General features: G+C 39.0%; 16 protein-coding genes. 10 read left to right on the top strand and 6 right to left on the bottom strand.

The features are described 5' to 3' along the window. Window positions 1-112: 112 nt before the first annotated feature. A complete protein-coding gene (locus ACRPLQ_RS24245; protein WP_098999423.1) occupies window positions 113-2,008 on the top strand; it encodes an acyltransferase family protein in 1,896 nt (631 codons plus the stop codon). A gap of 85 nt (window positions 2,009-2,093) precedes the next feature. Here ACRPLQ_RS24245 and ACRPLQ_RS24250 read toward each other — a convergent pair whose 3' ends face one another. Further along, on the bottom strand, window positions 2,094-2,528 hold the full coding sequence (locus ACRPLQ_RS24250) for an HIT family protein (RefSeq protein WP_014461670.1): 435 nt from the start codon (window positions 2,526-2,528) through the stop codon (window positions 2,094-2,096). Between the two features lie 691 nt (window positions 2,529-3,219). Between ACRPLQ_RS24250 and ACRPLQ_RS24255 the strand changes: the two genes are divergently transcribed. Both ACRPLQ_RS24255 and ACRPLQ_RS24260 read left to right on the top strand, forming a co-directional pair. After that, a complete protein-coding gene (locus ACRPLQ_RS24255) occupies window positions 3,220-3,963 on the top strand; it encodes an ABC transporter ATP-binding protein (protein ID WP_034267986.1) in 744 nt (247 codons plus the stop codon). Next, entirely contained in the window at window positions 3,956-5,161 is a 1,206-nt protein-coding gene (locus ACRPLQ_RS24260; RefSeq protein ID WP_154992349.1) for an ABC transporter permease, read from the top strand. Before ACRPLQ_RS24255 ends, ACRPLQ_RS24260 begins: the two co-directional genes overlap by 8 nt. Window positions 5,162-5,197: 36 nt before the next feature. Here the strand turns inward: ACRPLQ_RS24260 and ACRPLQ_RS24265 are convergent, their stop codons facing one another. Continuing rightward, a complete protein-coding gene (locus tag ACRPLQ_RS24265) occupies window positions 5,198-5,917 on the bottom strand; it encodes an EcsC family protein (protein WP_432236302.1) in 720 nt (239 codons plus the stop codon). 113 nt (window positions 5,918-6,030) lie between these two features. Next, the gene (locus ACRPLQ_RS24270) at window positions 6,031-7,239 is read right to left on the bottom strand and encodes a M20 family metallopeptidase (protein WP_432236303.1); all 1,209 of its coding nucleotides are present in this window, start codon (window positions 7,237-7,239) and stop codon (window positions 6,031-6,033) included. 224 nt (window positions 7,240-7,463) lie between these two features. Here ACRPLQ_RS24270 and ACRPLQ_RS24275 point away from each other — a divergent pair, with 224 nt between their 5' ends. Beyond that, window positions 7,464-8,129, top strand: coding sequence for a phosphatase PAP2 family protein (locus ACRPLQ_RS24275; RefSeq protein ID WP_028412547.1), 666 nt, complete (start codon window positions 7,464-7,466; stop codon window positions 8,127-8,129). 47 nt (window positions 8,130-8,176) lie between these two features. On the opposite strand, the gene ACRPLQ_RS24280 is transcribed toward ACRPLQ_RS24275, so the two are convergent. Beyond that, the gene (locus ACRPLQ_RS24280; protein ID WP_154990710.1) at window positions 8,177-9,565 is read right to left on the bottom strand and encodes a hypothetical protein; all 1,389 of its coding nucleotides are present in this window, start codon (window positions 9,563-9,565) and stop codon (window positions 8,177-8,179) included. Window positions 9,566-9,648: 83 nt separating this feature from the next. Beyond that, entirely contained in the window at window positions 9,649-10,155 is a 507-nt protein-coding gene (locus ACRPLQ_RS24285) for an antibiotic biosynthesis monooxygenase family protein (protein ID WP_013055327.1), read from the bottom strand. Between the two features lie 185 nt (window positions 10,156-10,340). Between ACRPLQ_RS24285 and ACRPLQ_RS24290 the strand changes: the two genes are divergently transcribed. The 5 genes from ACRPLQ_RS24290 (at window position 10,341) to ACRPLQ_RS24310 (ending at window position 17,030) form a co-directional block, all read left to right on the top strand. Further along, a complete protein-coding gene (locus ACRPLQ_RS24290) occupies window positions 10,341-12,470 on the top strand; it encodes a transglycosylase domain-containing protein (RefSeq protein WP_033580640.1) in 2,130 nt (709 codons plus the stop codon). Between the two features lie 195 nt (window positions 12,471-12,665). Continuing rightward, a complete protein-coding gene (gene hemE, locus ACRPLQ_RS24295; RefSeq protein ID WP_013055329.1) occupies window positions 12,666-13,709 on the top strand; it encodes a uroporphyrinogen decarboxylase in 1,044 nt (347 codons plus the stop codon). 97 nt (window positions 13,710-13,806) lie between these two features. After that, window positions 13,807-14,739, top strand: a complete 933-nt coding sequence (gene hemH, locus ACRPLQ_RS24300; protein ID WP_028412544.1) for a ferrochelatase — start codon at window positions 13,807-13,809, stop codon at window positions 14,737-14,739. Between the two features lie 137 nt (window positions 14,740-14,876). Beyond that, window positions 14,877-16,298, top strand: coding sequence for a protoporphyrinogen oxidase (hemY, locus tag ACRPLQ_RS24305; protein WP_013055331.1), 1,422 nt, complete (start codon window positions 14,877-14,879; stop codon window positions 16,296-16,298). Window positions 16,299-16,460: 162 nt separating this feature from the next. Further along, window positions 16,461-17,030, top strand: coding sequence for a TetR/AcrR family transcriptional regulator (locus tag ACRPLQ_RS24310; RefSeq protein ID WP_028412542.1), 570 nt, complete (start codon window positions 16,461-16,463; stop codon window positions 17,028-17,030). A gap of 53 nt (window positions 17,031-17,083) precedes the next feature. Here ACRPLQ_RS24310 and ACRPLQ_RS24315 read toward each other — a convergent pair whose 3' ends face one another. Continuing rightward, the gene (locus tag ACRPLQ_RS24315) at window positions 17,084-19,252 is read right to left on the bottom strand and encodes a peptidoglycan D,D-transpeptidase FtsI family protein (protein WP_432236304.1); all 2,169 of its coding nucleotides are present in this window, start codon (window positions 19,250-19,252) and stop codon (window positions 17,084-17,086) included. 281 nt (window positions 19,253-19,533) lie between these two features. On the opposite strand from ACRPLQ_RS24315, the gene ACRPLQ_RS24320 reads away from it, so the two are divergent. After that, on the top strand, window positions 19,534-20,823 hold the full coding sequence (locus ACRPLQ_RS24320; protein WP_033580638.1) for an ABC transporter substrate-binding protein: 1,290 nt from the start codon (window positions 19,534-19,536) through the stop codon (window positions 20,821-20,823). Window positions 20,824-20,894: the final 71 nt, after the last annotated feature.

Genomic DNA, 20,894 nt, shown 5'->3' on the forward strand with positions numbered 1-20,894 from the left:
AGTAATAATATTGTATATAATGATTTTTGTAACAAAAATGTAACAATTACGTAATATTCTTAATATTTATTGAGAAAGAAATTTGTTGTACATATTGCTTGGAGGCATTTTTATGAGTGCAAAAGAAAAGAAAAATAGGTATATATATAGTTTGGACGGACTTCGGGCCTTTGCTGTCATGGCTGTGATTGCTTATCACTTAGGCTTTGGATGGGCGTCTGGAGGATTTTTAGGAGTTGACGTTTTCTTTGTATTATCTGGGTATTTAATTACCTCAATTTTACTGGTGCAATCTTGGGAAAATCCTTTAAAGAATTTGAAGCATTTTTGGATTAGCCGTACGAGAAGACTTCTTCCAGCTGTGTATGTGATGGTCATATTAACTGCAGCGTGGGTTATTTTATTTAACCGACCATTGTTAACAACGCTACGAGGCGATGCATTATCGTCTATTTTTTATATGAGTAACTGGTGGTTTATTTTTCATAAAGTTTCATATTTTGATAGTTTTGGATCACCGTCACCATTAAAGAACTTATGGTCACTTGCTATTGAAGAGCAGTTTTATATTGTATGGCCACTTGTTTTATTGTTGGGTTTGAAATTTATTAAAAAGAGAGGAATTCTTTCTCTATTTATTTTAGCTGGAGTAATGGCCTCAGCCATTCTGATGTCTTTTTTATATGAGCCAGGAGGAGATCCTAGCCGCATTTATTATGGAACCGATACTCGGCTGTTTGCCCTTTTAATCGGTTGTTTACTTGCATTTGTCTGGCCCATGTATCGTTTATCATCAAAAAATCTTCCAGCTGTGGGCAAGCAAGTATTAAACGCAGTAAGTATGGTAAGCTTCTTTGTATTTATTCTCTGCGTATGGAGCGTTGATGAGTATACGCATGCATCTTTTCTTTATCAAGGTGGCATGCTGCTGATTTGTTTAAACGCTGCTGTGCTGGTTGCAACGATTAGTCACCCTAGTAGCTTTTTAGGAAAAGCTTTGTCGTTTAAACCGCTTCGCTGGCTTGGTACTAGATCATACGGTATCTATTTGTGGCATTATCCGGTTATTGTTCTTACAACACCTGTAGCCGAGATTGGCCGCCCGGTCTATTGGCATGCGCTGTTACAAGTAGGAATTACATTTATCATTGCTGAACTTTCGTACCGTTACATCGAGGTGCCTATTCGCACACGCGGTTTTCGCTATTATTTCCGGCATTACCATCCGAGAGAGCTTTTTAAATGGCGTAATCTCTCTCGTTCGAGACAAGCGGTTTTGGGCAGTCTCATTTTCTTTTTGGCGTTGTTTACAGCGGATATGACAAGCTTTGCTATTAGTACGCAGCAAAAGGATGAGACCGAAGCAAAACAAACAGAGGTTAAAATTCAAACGAATCATAAAGAAAATGCTTCAACTTCTGTCAAAGACAAGAACAAAGCGGAGGATGAAAAAACAAAGAACGCGGAAAAGAACTCCGCAGAAGAAAAATCTGATGCAAAAGAAGAACAGCAGCCGAATTCTTACAGAGATGTTCTTGCGATTGGAGATTCGGTCATGCTGGATATTGCTCCTAATCTTAAAGAGATGCCGCTTAGTATTACGATTGACGGAAAAGTAGGAAGGCAGCTCAATGAAGCACTGCAGCTAACTCCAAGTTATCAAGCATTTAATAATCCGAACAGCGCAGTGATTATTGAGTTAGGAACGAACGGTTATTTTACCAATGAAGAACTTGAACAACTGTTAAAAGCTTTTTCACAAGCGGACGTTTACTTAGTGAATACGCGCGTTCCTCGTTCCTGGGAAAGCACCGTGAACCAGAACTTGAAAGCTGCTTCTGAAAAGTTTGATCACGTCACGCTTGTAGATTGGTACTCTGAGGCTTCTAAGCACCCTGAATACTTTACATCAGATGGTGTCCACTTGGTACCTGAAGGATCAAGAGCATTAACAAAATTGATTGAAGAGCGTATGAATTTAGAAGTTAAGGCAGAAAATGGTTCATAATGAGCGAGAGACGTATTGAGTTTTACATCATAAACTGATTAATAGATAAAACAAAAAAAGCTTACATGTGTAAGCTTTTTTTGTTTCAAGAAAGGCGAGAAGAAATATTGCCAGCGATTTCTTGAAGTTTTTCAGGCGTGTATTCGCTTGTATGCTCTTTCCATACAGCACCGAATCCATCGCCTTCCCCGTAGCGTGGAATAATGTGCATATGATAATGAAACACGGATTGACCAGCTTTTTCACCATTATTATTTAAGATGTTTAAGCCGATTGGGCTGTATGTTTCTTTAATTGCATTTGCGATTTGAGGAACCACTTCAAATAAATTGCGCGCAATTTCCGGTGTTAGTTCGTGAATGTCTTTTTTATGTACTTTTGGAATCACCAACGTATGACCTTTTGTTACTTGACTAATGTCTAAAAAAGCTAATACATGTTCATTTTCAAATACTTTTGCACCTGGAATTTCACCGCGAATAATTTTGCAAAAAATACAGTTTTCATCATGTGTGCTCATTATGTTCACCTTCCGTTACTAATATAAATGTATGGGTATACATGTACGTTTATTTTACCACAAAGTAGAAATGCAATCAGCAGGCAAGAAATAGCCACTCATATTTTATACACAAAAACGGGATGCAAACGATTATGCATCCCGTCATGTGAAGAAGGAAAAAATAGCTTTTAATGCAGCATATGATCTTTAAGGAACACCTCATTTACGTAATTGCATTGCCTAATGAAACAGTCACTTGAAAAAGTATATTCTCTTTAACAAACACCTCATTTAAGCATTAAGCTAAAAAAATATACAATGTGAACGAAATCGTTCTTGGTCTTTGACAAACACCTCATTTACACAGTAATAAATGAACATTATTGTCTACCCATTATATATATTCTTACTACGTTCATGACTACCATCCCCTTATGAATCAAACATACATTGATTTACAATAAGGTTTTCTGAAATATGCCTGCTGTAGACACCTCATCCCAAATGTAAGAAGCTTTGTAATGATTAGTTGTAATCAATAACTTGTTTTCCTTCTTCCCTATATAGAATGTCCCGATATTTCGATTATATTCTGGAAAAATTAACCGAAAAGAATTGAAAACGATGTGAGGACGAAAAAGATTTGGTACAATAGAGCAAATAGCGCTTGCGCTTGTAGACAAAAAAGAACAAATAAAAGGAGATCGTGATGGGTTCTTTATTGCAAATTAACAATATTACAGGGGGATATACGAAAACTCCCGTCTTAAAAGATGTATCGTTTGATGTAAATGCAGGTGAATTAGTTGGGTTAATCGGCTTAAACGGAGCCGGAAAAAGTACAACGATTAAACATATCATTGGATTAATGGAAGCAAAAAAAGGAAGTGTATCCATTAATAATAAAACCTTTCAACAAGACCCAACAGGCTATCGAAGTCAGTTTACGTTTATTCCAGAAACTCCTGTGCTCTACGATGAATTAACATTAAAAGAACATTTGGATATGACAGCTATGGCTTATGGACTTGAGCCTCAAGCATATGAAGCACGTCTGCAGCCGCTTTTAAAAGAATTTCGTTTAGACCGGAAGTTAAAATGGTTTCCCGCGCATTTTTCAAAAGGGATGAAGCAGAAGGTTATGATTATGTGCGCTTTTTTGGTTCAGCCGTCTCTTTATATTATTGATGAACCTTTTTTAGGTTTAGACCCGCTTGGTATTCAATCTTTACTTGATTTGATGACGGATATGAAAAAGCAAGGTGCAGGCATTTTAATGTCCACACACATTTTGGCGACCGCGGAGCGCTACTGTGATAAATTTGTTATTTTACATAACGGAGAAGTAAGAGCGCAAGGAACGCTTAAAGATCTTCAAGAAGAATTTCAGATGCGCAATGCTACTCTTGATGAAATTTATATTGAATTAACAAAGGAAGAAGGCTATGAGTAAGATTGACGCATTATGGAAGCAACGATTTCAGCAGTATTTAGTGGATGTAAGAAGATATACAAAATATATCTTAAATGATCACATTAAATTAGTGTTAATTTTTGCGATTGGCGGTTTAGCCTACTATTATCAACAGTGGTTGAGTACATTAACACCTGCGTTTCCTTCGGCTGTAGTGATTGCGGTCCTTATGGGATTGATTTTAACAATGGGCCAAATTCAAACGTTTTTAAAACGACCTGATTTAGTCTTTTTGCTTCCTTTGGAGACGAAGCTGCAGCCTTATTTCAAAAAATCTTTTTGGTTTACCTTTACGATTCAGCTTTATATTTTATTATTTGCAACGGGTGCAGCAGCGCCTCTTCACGTAAAAGTAATGCATGATTCTTACTCAAATATTTTTGTGTTTTTTCTGCTATTACTCATTCTGAAAGTTGTAAACTTAGGCATGTCTTGGTGGGCCGTATGGTTTGAAGAAAAATGGGCGAAGTGGACAGATTATATCGTCAGATTTTTCTTAAACGCAGTTTTTACTTATTTCTTATTTTCGCATGCATACGTATTTTTCACAGGAATTGTAGCGGTAATTATGATTGCGCTAGCCGTTTATTATCGCTCTCTTACAAAAAGGAAGCCGATTAAATGGGAAAAGCTAATTGACTTAGAAGAAAAGCGCATGGGCTATTTTTATCGATTAGCTAATTTATTTACGGATGTTCCACAAGTCAAAGAACGAATCAAACGCCGTAGATATTTAGATTGGCTAGTAACACGTATTCCATTTCGTCAAAATGCCACTTACCATTACTTGTACACCAGAACATTTTTGCGATCAGGAGATTATTTAAGTTTGCTCGTTCGCTTAACTGTCATTGGCGGATTTTTAATTGTAGCTGCGCCGTTTCAATACGGCAATATAGTGGTTGTTTTATTTGTTGTATACATGACGGGTTTTCAATTACTCCCGCTTTGGAAGCAGCACAAGCAAATTTTATGGCTTTCTCTTTATCCAGTCGAAGCTAAAGAACGAAAAAGGGCATTTTTGGACGTATGGAAAAAAGCGCTGTATGTACAAATTCTTGTGCTCGCCATAGTGGTGGCTTTTTCTAATATAGTTGCTGCACTGCTTTCCTTGGCAGCAGGTGCTATATTTATTCACTTATTTGTAAATGCATATGTAAATAAAAAATTAACGTAAAAAAGCTCCGAATGGAGCTTTTTTTACGTTTTTAGACTACTTTTGAGACAAAGATAATATCCGAAAGCGATAGACGTTCATCGCTACTTTTGTGAGATGATCAAGAAGCTGATAATTCGCATACGCACCTACAACAGCTCCAATTCCCGGCATCAGCTGAAACATTTTCACAACATCAATGTAATCGCGATATTCTTGTTGAAAAGCTTTCCAATCAAGCTCAAGAAGTTCCTCTTTCTTTTCCTCCCAGCTTTCTACTACTTCGAGCAGCTTCGTTCTATGGTCGTCGCTGCAAAAAGCAAGATGAAAAATATACAGTATATAAATGCGTTCTTCTTTTTCTTTTACATCAAAACCATACGTCGCGGCAATGTCAAATAAGCACTTCATTTTTATGGAAAGAAGAAGTGGGAAATCTGCTGCGCCCAAAAGGAGACCACCTGCACCAGTACCAGCTCCTTCTACAGCAGCTGTTTTTTTGTACTTAGGTATGAGCTCCAAAATTCTTTTCTCTTTTTCTTCAAACGAAAGACCGCTGACATCTCTTTTTTTAGTCGTGAAATCGGACCCAACAAGCGTGGTTTCAACCATTTTTTTTATACTTTCAGTTATAATTCTATGGACTTTAGCAGGGATTTTTTCATTTAGTTTAAGCTGTAAGGATTTTGCGGTACGCTGAAATTTAGAAGGTCGTTTCAACATGCTAAATTTCCAATGTTCAGCTTCTCGTAACACTTTTTCTTCATACGTATTCAAAAAAGTCACCTCTTTTCAGTCGATATAAATACTACGTTTTAAGTGAGAAAAAGTTTCCTAAAATAAAACAGCAAGCAATCGTCTGTTTATCTGTACGAATGCTTGCTGAATGATTAATTCGCTTTTATTGCGTTTTTAGAATGAGCTTGTTCTCTTAAATACTCAACAGCAGCCGTACCAAGCGTTTTCGCTGCGATAAGCATTGCTTTTTCGTTAAAATCAAATTTAGGATGATGATGAGGATAAGGAGCATCTACACCTTCTGGCTGAGCTCCTGTAAAGAAGAACGTTCCTTTAATATGCTGCAAATAATAAGAGAAATCTTCTCCAGTCATGTGAGGCTCCGTTTCTTCGACTGTATGAACTTCATCGATTTGAGAAGCAGCAGAAGCAAGAAAGGCCGTTTCTTCCGAGTGGTTTACGACGGAAGGATAGCCGCGCGTATAACTCAGCTCATAAGAAGCATCAGCCGTTAAGCATGTACCTTGGACAATTCGTTCGATTTCTTTTTCGACATCATTTCGTACATCTTCATTAAATGTTCTTACCGTTCCAATTAGTCGAGCAGAATCAGCGATAATATTAAATGCATTTTCCGCTACAAAAGAACCTATGCTTACAACCGCTGAATCAATTGGATTTACACGTCTGCTTACAATTTGCTGTAAATTAACAACAAGCTGAGAGGCGATGACGATTGAGTCTTTTGTTTTGTGGGGCTGTGCACCGTGTCCGCCTGCTCCTTTGATCGTAATTTCAAAGCGATCAGCAGCAGCCATAATAGGGCCCGTTCGATATTGAACCACACCAGTCGGAGTTAATGACCATAAATGCGTTCCGAATATCGCGTCTACACCGTCTAAGCATCCGTCTTCAATCATGGACTTGGCGCCTCCGGGAGCATACTCTTCGGCGTGCTGATGAATGAAGACGATTTTACCAGGGAGAGAATCTCTTATTTCAAAAAGCGCTTTAGCAAGGACTAAAAGAGTAGCCGTATGACCATCGTGGCCACATGCATGCATCACGCCCGGAACAGTTGATTGATAGGGTACATCTTTTTCATCTTGAATAGGAAGGGCATCAAAGTCGGCTCTCAAAGCTACAGTAGGACCAGGTTTTCCTCCTTGAATGCTTGCTACAATGCCGTTTCCTCCTACATTTGCTTGGTAAGAAATACCGATCTTGTCATAAAAAGACCGAATGTAGGCAGCAGTTTGAAATTCTTTAAAAGACGGTTCTGGATACTGATGCAGATATCGGCGAATTTGAACCATTTCATCAAATTTTTCTTCAAGTAAAGTATGTAGCTTGGAGTTCACATAACCATATCCTTTCTGTGTAAGTTGAATAAAGTTTTGAATTTTTTGACATTTTAATCATTATATCATTATCTATAAAAAAGAAAAGAATGTAAGCGTTGTTATTGAAAAAAGTAATTGAATCATGAAATATTTTATATACATAATAGATACATAAGATGAGAAATAGGGACAAAGAATGAGTTTTTTACCAATTTTCTCGTGAGATAATAGGAGGTAACGATATGGTAGATTCACAAACTGTATCTCTGTACAAAAAATTGATGTGGGCGTTTGGGATTGCGGGTCTCGTTTTTTTAGGAGTGTTGTTTGCTGTGTCGACAGATTCTTTTCAAGGAGACCGCTGGCTTGTTTCAGCTATAGATGACAGCACTATTCTTCAGTCAGCGTCATCTGTTTTTCACGGCCTGTCTTTTTTAGCTTCAAAAGTGATGATTATGGTTCTTTTAGCTGTACTTATTGTTTTTTTATTTTTAAAAAAAGACTATATTGGCATGATATCCTCATTTTTACTTATTTTAAGCGGCGATATTATTAATAAAGCAGTTAAAGATGCGGTAGAACGAGCCCGTCCTCTTGAAGGCATCGAAGGCTACAGTTTTCCAAGCGGCCATGCAATGATGGGAATTCTTATCTACGGTCTGATTTTCTTTTTTCTGATCAAGCATATAAACAATCAAAAGGTGGCCAAGTGGTATCAGCGGGCAATTACTTTAATTGTTTTGTTAATCGGCGTGAGCCGTATTCTGTTAAGAGAACACTTTTTAACAGATGTATTAGCTGGCTACAGCTTAGGGCTTATGTGGCTAATTGTAGGCATTTTCTTCTATACGCTTGTTTATGCGTATGTAAGGCCGTCAGCGGAAAAAGAGTTTCCAAAAGGTATGTAACAAATATATACATATGACCCCCTTCATCAAAAGAAGGGGGCTTTTGTTTAAACTAGGAACATTGCGACAATCGTTGTAACAACTAATCCAATCGCTACAGGTTTTAAATTGCGTCTAGCGAGTTCAAACGGACTGACTCCACAAATCGCAGCAGCTGGAATGAGCGCCCATGGAATCAACGTTCCCCCTCCAACCCAAATCGCAGCAATTTGCCCCAAAGCAGTTAGCGTGGCAGCGCCCGATCCTAAAGCAGATGCAAATAAATGAGAGACAGAGCCTACGAGTGAAATACCTGAAAAGCCTGAACCGTCTAACCCTGTAATAGCTCCTAGCGCAGTTATCGTCACAGTAGCGACCTGTGCAGTTAACGGTACAGTCGAAGCAAGCGCAACACCTAGGTCATTGACAAGTCCATGTGATCCTTTCGGAAGAAAGTCACCAATGATTGTTTTGAATCCAGCATCTCCTAAATAGAAAAAAGCGGCAATCGGAATAACGGGACCGAATACTTTAAACCCAAACTGCAAGCCTTCAATCAAGTAGGAAGTGGTTTGTTCGAGACCTTTTCCTTTGTGAGCAATAAGCGACACCACTACTAAAATAAATAGAGCTGTACCTCCAACGAGAGCAGTGGCATCTCCTCCCTGTAAATGAAGGGCGAACATTGCCCATACGTCTATAGCAAAGAAAAGAGGAACTATAATGGCTAAAGCCCGGCGTAATGAAGGAGAAAGAGGTGTGGATTGGTTAGAAGAGTTGCTTGTTAAAATTGTCGGTTGCGACTGAATTTTATTGTGCTTCATATCTTGTTTTAGAAAGTAAAAAGCAGAGAGTGTGGTAACGACTCCCATCACAATGACAAGAGGGACACTTGCTTGAACAACCTCGTGAACCGGAAGACCTGCTGCGTCAGCGGTTATCTTAGGGGCAGCTTGAATAACAAAGTCTCCTGAAAGCGCAACGCCGTGGCCGAATAAATTCATCGCTACAGCTACGCCTATAGCTGGAAGCCCTACGCGGATGGCAACTGGTAAAAGCACGGCTCCAAGTAAAGCAACTGCTGGAGAAGGCCAGAAAAAATAGGAGATGGTCATCATAACTAATCCAATAACCCAATAGGCAAGAGTGGGTGTTTTAATGAGGCGAGCAAAAGGTGAAATCATCGATTCATTTATTCCTGTAGCCATTAAGACTTTGCTCATGGATACAATAATTGAAATAATTAAAATGGTAGGAAGCAGTTCTGTAATGGCATAAATGAAGCTGGAAAAAACAGCGCTGACGGAGTGGCTTAACGAAGAGGTAGCCGTTAAGGAAAGCAAAAAAATCCCGAGTATACAAAGGATACTCGTATCTCGCCGCATAATCATAAAGCCGATAATGAAGGCGATAAAAAGGACATACATCCAATGAAGAGCTCCAAGCTCTATGCCCATAAAAATTCCTCCCAATAGGTGATGTAGTATACAATATGACGTTTATGCCTATTGTGATACTCGCCTACTAGGAGGATGTTTACTTATTTAACTACGTGGTATGAGGTCACATAAGAAGGGCGAGAGAAAATCGATGGCTGCTGATCCACGCCTTCTGACGTACCGCGTTTTTTGTGTGCTTCATTATAGGCTTTTGAAGACTGCCAATCGCTAAATGAACTTTCATCTTTCCATCCTGTAAAGATAATGTATGTGTCATTTTGCAGTGGACGAAGCACACGAATAGCTGAAAAGCCTGCTTCATTTTCAATTAAACGAGCGCGTTGGCTAAATCGCTGTTCAAACAAAGGACGGCCTTCATCTGTAACTGAAATATTATTTAGTACAGCAAATCCGCTATCTGCAAGATCTCCAGAAGCATCTAATACTTCATAAGCATGTCCTTCTTTAAAAATTGTATCTCCATCTGTTTCGTGGACTAGTGCAAATTGATCGTCATCTTTGTGAAGCAGTAATAAACGTTCACTCGGATGTTCGTCGATCAACTTTTGAAGGTAAGGGCCTGTTCCGTAAGTAATAAAGATCTTCATGGATTATACTTCCTTTCTAATTGGGAATTGCATACAATTTACAATTGTAAATCATACTAAAATTATAAAATTTTACACACAAAAATTCAAAAATTGTGAACTTCTAATGAAGATGGTAAAGTAAAACATTGATGAAGTTGTTTTCCATATTATCAAAAGTTTAGCGGAAGAAAAGGGGTGGCACGATGTACAAAAAAGGCTTATACGCAATTGCTGCCTTAGTTGGAATTTTTCTATTAGGATTGATTGGATATATTATCATCTTGTTTCTTGGAAACTATGTAATTGATGAGAAAAAAATCGTCATGGACTCGGCTACGAGATTAGTCGATGAAAATGGAGACGAATTAACAAAGCTCTATGTGAAAAATCGGGACTTGGTTTCAATTGACAAGATTCCAAAGCATGTGCAACAAGCATTTATTTCAATTGAAGATGTTCGTTTTTATGAACACCACGGAATCGATTTTAAATCTATTGGCCGAGCATTATACCGAGATATATTGGCTGGGGGAAGTGTTGAAGGAGGAAGTACTTTAACACAGCAGCTGGCTAAAAATGTGTTTTTATCGAATGATAAAACGCTGCTTAGAAAAACAAAAGAAGTAGTGGTGGCTATTAACCTGGAGCAGCGTTACAGTAAGCAAAAACTGCTTGAAATGTATTTGAATCAAATATACTTTGGACACGGAGCCTATGGAATCCAAGCTGCATCCAAGCTTTACTTCAATAAAGATGTCTCCGAATTAACGGTAGAAGAAGGTGCACTTCTCGCTGCACTGCCAAAAGCACCGAATTCCTATTCTCCTATTTTACATCCAGAAAAAAGTATAGAACGTAGAAATGTTGTGTTAAATGCCATGCAAAAAGCAGGTTATTTATCAGCTGAAAAAAATGTCCGTTTGCAAGGAAGAACGCTGGGGTTGAACATAAAGGAGCAGGCTAAAAATCCAGCGTATTTAACCTATATCGATATGGTTATCCAAGAAGCAGAGAAGAAATACAGCATTTCGGGCAATGAGCTTCTGCGCGGAGGTTATACGGTCAAAGTACCGATGAATATAAAAGTACAAGAAGCCGCCTACGAGCTGATGAAAGAAAATCGTTATTTTCCAGGTACAGATAACAGTGCCCAAGGTGCTTTTGTATTAGTCGATAACAAAAGCGGAGGAGTTTTATCTGTTATGGGAGGACGAGATTATGTACAAAAATCGCTCAACCGCGTAAATGTCAAAAGACAGCCAGGTTCTACGATGAAACCTATTGCGGTATATGGCCCTGCGTTAGAAGAAGGTCAATTCAAGCCTTATTCGTTGCTGCAAGACAAGCTTAGAAGCTACGGGGGATACACACCTAAAAACGTAGACGGGCAATATGCTAAAAAGGTAACGATGTACGATGCCCTAAAAGATTCTAAAAACGCAGCTGCCGTCTGGACATTGAATCAGCTAGGAGTTGAAACAAGCAAGCAGTATCTCACAAAGCTAGGAATTCCGTTAGAAGATAAAGGGCTTGCGATTGCTCTTGGAGGATTAAAAGAAGGAATTACACCGCTTCAATTAGCAGGAGCGTACCGGGCATTTGCTGAAAATGGAGAAAACATCCAACCGTACTTTATTCAAGAGATAAAAGATCAAGATGGAAAAGTGATTGCAAAAGCTGTTCCCGACACTCACAAAGCATTTTCAAAACAGACGGCTTGGTATATGACAAAAATGCTTCAAGGAGTTGTTAAAGAAGGAACGGCAAAAAATGGAGAGTTTAAAGGAGAGTTAGCAGGAAAAACAGGGTCTACTTCGTATACGAATGTTAAAGGAGCCACAAGAGATGCTTGGTTTGTTGGATATACCCCAGATGTTGTAGGAAGCGTGTGGATGGGATATGATTCTACAAATGACCAGCACTATTTAACAAAAGGAAGTTCTTATCCGACTCTATTATTTAAAGACATTTTAACAAGAGCTGGTTACGACGAAGCTGCATTTCAAAAGCCAGCAGGCGTTAAAGATCTGCCAAAACCAATACGTTTAGAGCAAGTTAAAGACTTAAAACAAGAATTAACATTCCATCCATTTGGTTTGCTAACGGTAAGTTTATCGTGGACACCTTCACCTGATAAAAGAGCTGTTTATTATGTTTATGAGAAAAAAGGGGATAAAGCCGAATTGATTGGCAAAGTGAAGGGAAAAGGAGCATTTGAAAAAGAGCGTGTGAATCTGCTCGACAGTCCTACTTATTATGTAGTTCCTTACAATTCCCAAACACAACAAAAAGGAAAAAAATCCAACGAAGTAACACCTGCTCTTTTTCAATAAAAAAGGAAGAGTAGGGCGATTTTTTGACATTTTTAGCAGGTGGCTATACAAGTCGTAAAGAAATGGGTATAGTGACAAGTAGAGAATATAACGTGAAACTTTAATCAGTAGAGGAACCGGTATGTTCCTTTGCTGATTATTGTCTGTCTAATCGAAGAAAATACGGATGGAAGACAATCGAGAAAGGTGGAAATTATGAGTCAAGGAACGTTTAACGATACTTTTTTAAAAGCCTGTAGAGGGGAAAAAACGGATCATGTTCCGGTTTGGTATATGCGCCAAGCAGGGCGTTCACAGCCGGAATACCGAAAGCTAAAAGAGAAGTACTCTCTATTTGAAATCACTCATCAGCCGGAGCTTGGGGCATACGTAACACGCCTGCCCGTTGAACAGTACGGAGTGGATGCAGCTATTTTATATAAAGATATAATGTCACCGCTTCCTTCAATTGGAGTGGATGTTGAAATCAAGTCAGGAATTGGTCCTGTCATTTCTAATCCAATTCAATCTTTAAGCGATGTAGAAAAGCTAGGAGAAATTACCCCGGAAGAAGATGTTCCGTATGTATTAGATACGATTAAGCTGTTAACAACAGAACAGTTAAACGTACCTCTAATTGGTTTTGCCGGTGCTCCTTTCACAGTAGCAAGCTATATGATTGAAGGAGGACCTTCAAAAAACTATAATAAAACAAAAGCATTTATGTACACGGAACCTAAAGCATGGTTTGCGCTAATGGATAAGTTAGCAGATATGACGATTACATATGTAAAAGCGCAAATTGACGCTGGAGCAAAAGCCATTCAAATCTTTGATTCATGGGTGGGGGCTTTAAATGTAGCGGATTATCGTTATTTTATAAAGCCTGTTATGGAGCGGATTTTTACCTCTTTGCGCGAAAAAAATGTACCTCTCATTATGTTTGGAGTAGGAGCAAGTCATTTGGCAAAAGAATGGCATGATCTGCCGCTGGATGTAGTGGGATTAGATTGGCGAACGCAGCTGGATGAAGCACGTGCACTAGGCTTAACAAAAACACTGCAAGGAAACTTAGATCCTGCTATTTTGTTAGCTCCATGGGAAGTTATTGAAGAACGTGTAACAGAAATATTAGATAAAGGGATGGCCAGTCCTGGTTACATCTTCAACTTGGGGCACGGCGTCTTTCCACAGGTTCAGCCGGAAACGTTGAAGCGTTTAACAACCTTTATTCATGAATATTCTGCAAATAGACAATAAATTGTCAAATAATTTGGAGCGCTAAACTTTGAATTTTTCTTTTTATTCATGGCAAAATGAAGACAAGTATTGAATCTAACAAAGAGGTGTCGAACACATGAGTAAAAAAGTAATGGGATTACTTGTAATGGCATATGGAACACCATATAAAGAAGAAGATATTGAACGTTACTATACACATATCCGCCGCGGACGTAAACCTTCACCGGAAGCCTTGGAAGATTTACAAAACCGCTACGAAGCAATTGGGGGCATTTCACCTCTTGCAAAAATTACGCAGCAGCAAATGGAAAGTCTAGAAAAGCGCTTGAATGAAGTACAGGATGAAATTGAATTTAAAGCGTATCTTGGCTTAAAGCATATTGAACCGTTTGTTGAAGATGCAGTAGAAGCCATGCATAAAGACGGAATTAAAGAAGCGGTCAGCATTGTGCTTGCACCTCACTTTTCAACGTTTAGCGTAAAATCCTATAATGGACGCGCCAAAGAAACAGCTGAAAAATTAGGAGGACCAATCATTCATTCCGTAGAAAGCTGGTACAGTGAGCCAAAGTTCATTCAGTACTGGGCTACACGTGTTAAACAAACGTTTGATTTAATAGACGAAGAGAAACGCCAAAAAGCCGTATTGATTGTGTCTGCGCATAGCTTGCCAGAAAAAATTATTGCAGCAGGAGATCCATATCCAAATCAGCTTCAAGAAACAGCGGATTTAATTGCACAAGCAGCTGGTATTGAACATTACGAAATTGGCTGGCAAAGTGCTGGAAATACGCCTGAGCCATGGATAGGTCCTGATGTCCAAGATTTAACAAGAGAACTGCATGAAGAAAAAGGCTATACGTCGTTCGTCTATACCCCGGTTGGATTTATCGCGGATCACTTAGAAGTACTTTATGATAACGACTACGAATGCAAAGTGGTAACAGATGAAATTGGGGCTGATTATTACCGTCCTGAAATGCCGAATGCACAGCCTGAATTTATCGATGGGTTAGCTACAGTTGTGTTAAAACGAATTGCTCGTTAAGTCAATATAGATTCTTTGTACGTTGAACAGGGACGAAAAGTAACTTATAATCAATATAAAGAAAAGTAAGAAGCGAGCTATGGATTTCCATAATCGCTTCTCTTTATATTGAATTTTACAGAAAAGGCGATGATAACGTGACGGATAGACGAAAAAAGGTTGTCATCATCGGTGGAGGAATAACAGGTCTTTCAGCTGCCTATTATTTGCAAAAAAAAATAAAGGATCATCAGCTGCCTATTGATCTTCAACTAATAGAAGCGACGCATCGGCTTGGCGGGAAAATTCAAACGGTCAAACGAGACGGTTATTTATTTGAAAAAGGTCCTGATTCATTTTTAGCGCGTAAGCTAGCTGCTACAAAACTGGCAAAAGAAGTGGGGCTAGGTCGGGAGCTAGTCGGAAATGAAAAGGGAAAATCCTATATTCTAGTAAAAGATACGCCGCATGCGCTGCCTGATGGTGCTGTAATGGGGATACCAACCAAGTTATCTCCTTTTATCACAACAGGGCTATTTTCGCCTGTTGGCAAGCTGCGCGCAGCAGCTGATTTTTTTATACCGAAGACAAAAAATCAGGATGACCGTTCGCTAGGCGTATTTTTTAGAAGACGGTTTGGTGATGAAGTTGTTGAAAATTTAATTGAGCCTCTATTATCAGGAATTTACGCAGGAGACGTTGATCGTTTGAGTTTAAGATCAACATTTCCACAGTTTTTGCATGCTGAACATAAGTACAGAAGCTTAATTGTTGGAATGAAAAAGCTAAAAGAAATTCACCCACAGCACGGTGATGATTCGGAGTTTAAAAAAAATAGCGTCTTTTTAACATTAAAAGAAGGTCTTCAATCGCTAGTAGATGGGGTAGAAAAAGCAATAGATCCTGATATTATTACAAAAGGAATAAAGGTAGAGAAAATTTATAAAGAAGATACCACATATGAATTATCCTTAAATAGCGGGAAAGTAATAAAAGCAGACAGCGTTATTGTAACTTCCCCTCATGCAGCTGCTCAGTCTATGCTCTCGGAATATAAAATATTCGAACCGTTAAAGCATATGCCTTCCACTTCAGTAGCTACTGTTGTGATAGCCTTTGCACAAGAAGCGCTGCAAGACAATCTAGATGCAATGAACATCGCCGTTTCCAGAAATAGCGATTACACGATTACGGCATGCACGTGGCTAAATAAAAAGTGGCCGCATGCGGTTCCGGAAGGAAAAGTGCTGCTAAGATGTTTAGTTGGACGAACCGGGGATGAAGCTGTGGTGGATCAGCCTGACGATGAAATTTTTAAAATTGTCCTGGAGGATTTGAAGAAGCTCATTACCATTTCTGCTGAGCCTGAATTTTACGCGGTAACGAGATGGAAGCAGTCAATGCCTCAGTATACGGTCGGACATCACGATATGCTAGATACAATGAACGAACAGCTTGAAAAAGAGCTTGCCGGTCTTTATGTAGCGGGAAGTTCATACGAAGGTCTGGGTATACCAGAATGTGTAGAGCAAGGAGAAGATGTGGCTAAAAAAGCGGTTAAATATGTGCAGCAACTGTAGAAGTGGAGCGGTGAATCAATGCTCCGCTTTTTTGTCTACTACCCGTAGAGAAAGGTTATACTAAGAGAAGAGATTGTGGTTGAAAAGCAAAAGAAACTTATGCTATAGTAAAACCGTACTTGTTGACTGAAATATTCATTTGGTCAGAAAGAAGGGGATAACGTGGCGATAGACCGAAAGCAATCAGTTGTTGATGCAGCGTCAAAATCATTTGCGCTGTTTGGATATAAAGCAACGACTATGGAGCAAGTGGCGAAGCTTGCAAATGTCGGAAAAGGAACGATTTATACTTTTTTTAAAAACAAAGAAGAGTTATTCGATGAAATTGTGACACGAATGATTCGAGAAATGACAGATGCAGCTGAAACTGTCATTGACAGCAGCCGTCCTTTTTTTGAAAATGCCCAAGCAGCCATTTTTCGAATCTTAGAATTCCGCACTGAGCATCAGCTCATGCTGAAGCTGGTACAGGAACAGCAGTTAGGCACTACAGCAGTGCAAGAAGTGCTGGTGCGAGTAGAAGAAGAGATTTTGACTTATATAAAAAACAAAATCGAAATTGCTATTTCTAAAAAAGAAATCAAACCGTGCAACCCGGAGCTCACAGCTTTTTTACTATTTAAAATGTACATTGCACTCGTCTATGATTGGGAAAAACGGCATGAGCCGCTTTCAGAAGAAAAAATTGCTGAATTAATTGAACTATACTTTTTACGCGGTCTGTCTCAGTGAGATGGGCTTTTTTCATAGAAAAAACAAAAAAGGTCTCATGACGAGACCTTTTTTTATTGTTCATTATCATCTTTTTTTACGCCGTTTAATTCTGTATTTCCTGTTTTTGCATCTTCTTCTTTTTGCTCTACTTCTTTTTCGCCTTGTTTCTTAAGTTCGAAGTAAGCTTTAATAACTTCACCAGTAACTTTTTTGCTTAATGAATTCGAAGTTCCGGCTACATAAGCAGAAGGAATAACAACCGCTACGGCTACTTCGGGGTTATCATAAGGCGCGTATGAAACGAATGTAGAGTTACGAACGCTGACCCCTTTGTTGAAGGTTTCAGCTGTACCTGATTTACCAGCAATGTTGTATTTTGCATATGCTGTTCCGTTTCCTAGAGCTCTACCAGTTCCATTTGTGACTACGCGACGGAAACCTTGTTTAACAATTTCAATTTCTGATTGGCTCATCGTAATACGATTTAACACTTCCGGTTCAACAGAACTTTGAATACTTCCTTTTAGCTCGCTATCAAGCTCAGGCTCGCGGATTTCTTTTACTAAGTGCGGTTTCATGCGATATCCACCGTTAGCAATCGTTGAGATGTACTGAACAAGCTGAAGCGGTGTGTACGTATCATACTGTCCGATACCAAAATCCAACGCTTTACCCGGTTCGTTTGTGACGCTGTTACGAATACCCGTCGATTCATTTTCTAGGTCAATTCCAGTTGAAATTCCAAGACCAAACTGGCTATAGTATGAGCGCAGTTTGTTAAAAATAGATGGGGGAATATTCAGCTTTCCGCCAGGTCGATATGTTTCACCAGCCATGCTCATAACCGTACGGTACATGAACACGTTTGATGATTGTTCCAAAGCTTTTTGAATACCTGTTGCTCCAATTGGATGAGACGATTTTTTAATTGTTCCTCCAGCAAACTTCATCGGCGCATCGTAAAAAACCGTACCAGGCTGGATAGCGCCTGAGTCAAGTCCTGCTAGAACGGTCGCTCCTTTAACCGCAGAACCTACTTCATAAGAAGTTGTCATGTTACCAAGAGCGAAGTCTTGTACTTTACGTGCTCCGGTTTGCTTATCAGTAACAAGCTGTTTTCCGCCCATCGCTAAAATGTCTCCTGTATGAGGATCCATCATAATAGCAAACGCTCGGTCCATTAATCGTGTTCCTTTGTCTCCAGAAGTCACAGCTTTTGTTAAAGCATCTTCGACTTGCTTTTGCAGCTCCATATCAATTGTCAAAATTAAGTCACTGCCGCGCTGACCTTCAGTAACGGTCTCCTGACTAACTAAGTTGCCGGAGCGGTCCGTTACGTTTTGTACGCGGGCTTTTTGACCGCGAAGAACGTCTTCATACTGTTTTTCTAAATAACTTTTTCCTACTCTATCGTTACGGCTGTAGCCGTGGGACAAGTAGTACTGTAAGTTTTCGCTTGGCAATCCTTCATCTGCCGATGTGATTTTACCAAGCAGCGTGCTAAGTAAGCCATCGTATGTATACATACGGTCCCAGTAAGTTGTTGTATCAACGCCTGGCAAGTTCCCTAATTGTTCACTAATAACGGCAAGCTCTTTATCTGTTAAGCCGCTTTTAATAATTTGAGCGGTTAACGCGTAGCCGCCTTCCATCTTGCTTTTAATAGCAATCACTTCAAGGTCATCTTTCACCGATAAAAGTTCGTTTTTGGTGATGCGCTTCAGCTGAAGAGGATACAAATCATCTTCAGAAAGCTGACCTTCTTTTACTTTTTGCTTATCTGCTGCGGTAATTTTTTTCGCTGCTGCTTTTGGATGAGTTGCAATCCAATAATCTTTTAAGTCGCGTTCTGTTAGCTTAATCGTATTTTTATCTTTCTTTTTATCCGATTTGCCAAACACGTCTGTTGTAACAGGAACATCAATAAGAGTGGCAAGCTTTTTAGCTACTTTTAGCTTGTCTTCTTGAGTGACGCCCTTCAAACGCGTGTACGTGACAGCGTTCAACGGTTTATTATCCACGATAACGCGGTCATAGCGGTCTAGCATCTTTCCGCGAGGAACCGGTGAATCTACCGTTTCATCTTCTGTTTTTTCAACTTCTCGTTTATAGTTCTCTCCGTACACAATCTGTACGAAGCCTAATCGTAAAATGAGTGCAGAAAAAAGCAGGAAAACCACAATAAACAGCCAGTTAATTCGAAATGAGACATGTGTTTTTTTGCGCTTTTTAGTTTTCATGTAAACCCCTTCACTTTGTTTATACAAGTTAAAAAAATTCATAAATTTTCTTATGAATCTATCACTCTACATATTAACATAATTTTGTCTATAAATGTTATTAGGTGGAATAAAACAGATAAAAATTTTATAGAAATTTTTGCGGAAGAAGAAAGACCTGTCGAAGGGTGCTGAAGGGGGGTGTTCAATATTTTCCACTCGGTTGTTCAATATTGTTACCTGTTCAAATGTCCTAGAATCGGTAAAATAAAGAGAGATAGATATCAAGGGGGGCAAAACGAATGAAAATGAAAAGGCTTTCAATAATGTCTGGCGTGTTAGCAACATCACTTTTATTTGCGACAGCATGTTCAAACTCAGGTACGGATTCAAAAGCAAGTAAATCAACAGGCTCAGGTGATCAAGTTGTTATTGATATGTTCCAGTTCAAAGTGGAAATTGCAGATCAGCTGAAAGAATTAACGGATGAATATACAAAAGAACATCCAAACGTAAAGTTTAACATCCAAACAGTCGGCGGAGGAGCGGACTATGGTGCAGCATTAAAAGCACAGTTTGCCTCTGGAAATGAACCTGATATCTTTAATAATGGAGGGTTCCAAGAAGCGCAAACGTGGAAGGATAAATTAGAAGATTTGTCTGATCAGCCGTGGGTAGATAATCTGTATGATATCGCTAAAGAACCGATGACAATGGACGGGAAAATCTATGGTCAGCCGCTAAACTTAGAAGGTTATGGTTTTATTTATAATAAAGATTTATTTGAAAAAGCAGGCATTAAAGAATTGCCTAAGACGCTGTCGGAATTAGAAGCAGCTTCTAAAAAGCTTAAAGCAAAAGGCATTACGCCATTTTCTAACGGATACGGCGAGTGGTGGGTGCTAGGTAACCACTTATTTAATATTCCAATGGCGCAGCAAGATGATCCAGATGCGTTTATTAAAGGTCTAAACGAAGGAAAAGCAAAATTTGAAGGCAATGAAACGTTTAAGCAATTTATGAATCTGTTCGATTTAACGTTAAAGTATGGAAATAAAAATCCATTAACGACAGATTACAATACACAAGTTACTCAATTTGCTTCTGGTGAAACAGCGATGATGCAACAAGGTAACTGGACGGTAAATATGATCACGAAAATCAATCCGGACATGAAAATGGGCTTTATCCCAATGCCGATCAGCAACGATGCGAAGAAAAATGATAAATTAGCAATCGGAGTTCCAAATAACTGGGTAGTGAACAAAAATGCACCAGATGCAGATAAAAAAGCAGCGAAGGAATTCTTAAATTGGATGGTTTCTTCTAAAGAAGGTCAAAAATTCTTAGTTGAAAAGTTCAAGTTCATTCCAGCGTTCAAAAACATCGATGGAAAAGGAATCGATTCTTTATCTGATGATATCTTAAAATACTCTGAAGAAGGCAAAACATTATCTTGGAACTGGTTTAAGTATCCAGAAGGAACGGTTCAAGAAGTAGGCGCAGCAATGCAGTCTTACGCAGGCAAACAAATGACGGAAGAAGAGTTTATGAAGAAATTAGATGCAATTTGGGCAAAAATGAAAAAATAACCAAAAAGTCCGCGTGGAAAACGCGGACTTTTTGGTGTGAAAAAAATAGCTGGTTAGATTCATAGTTATGA

Source organism: Priestia sp. TRN 1309, from assembly GCF_050846875.1.
GTDB lineage: Bacteria > Bacillota > Bacilli > Bacillales > Bacillaceae_H > Priestia > Priestia zanthoxyli.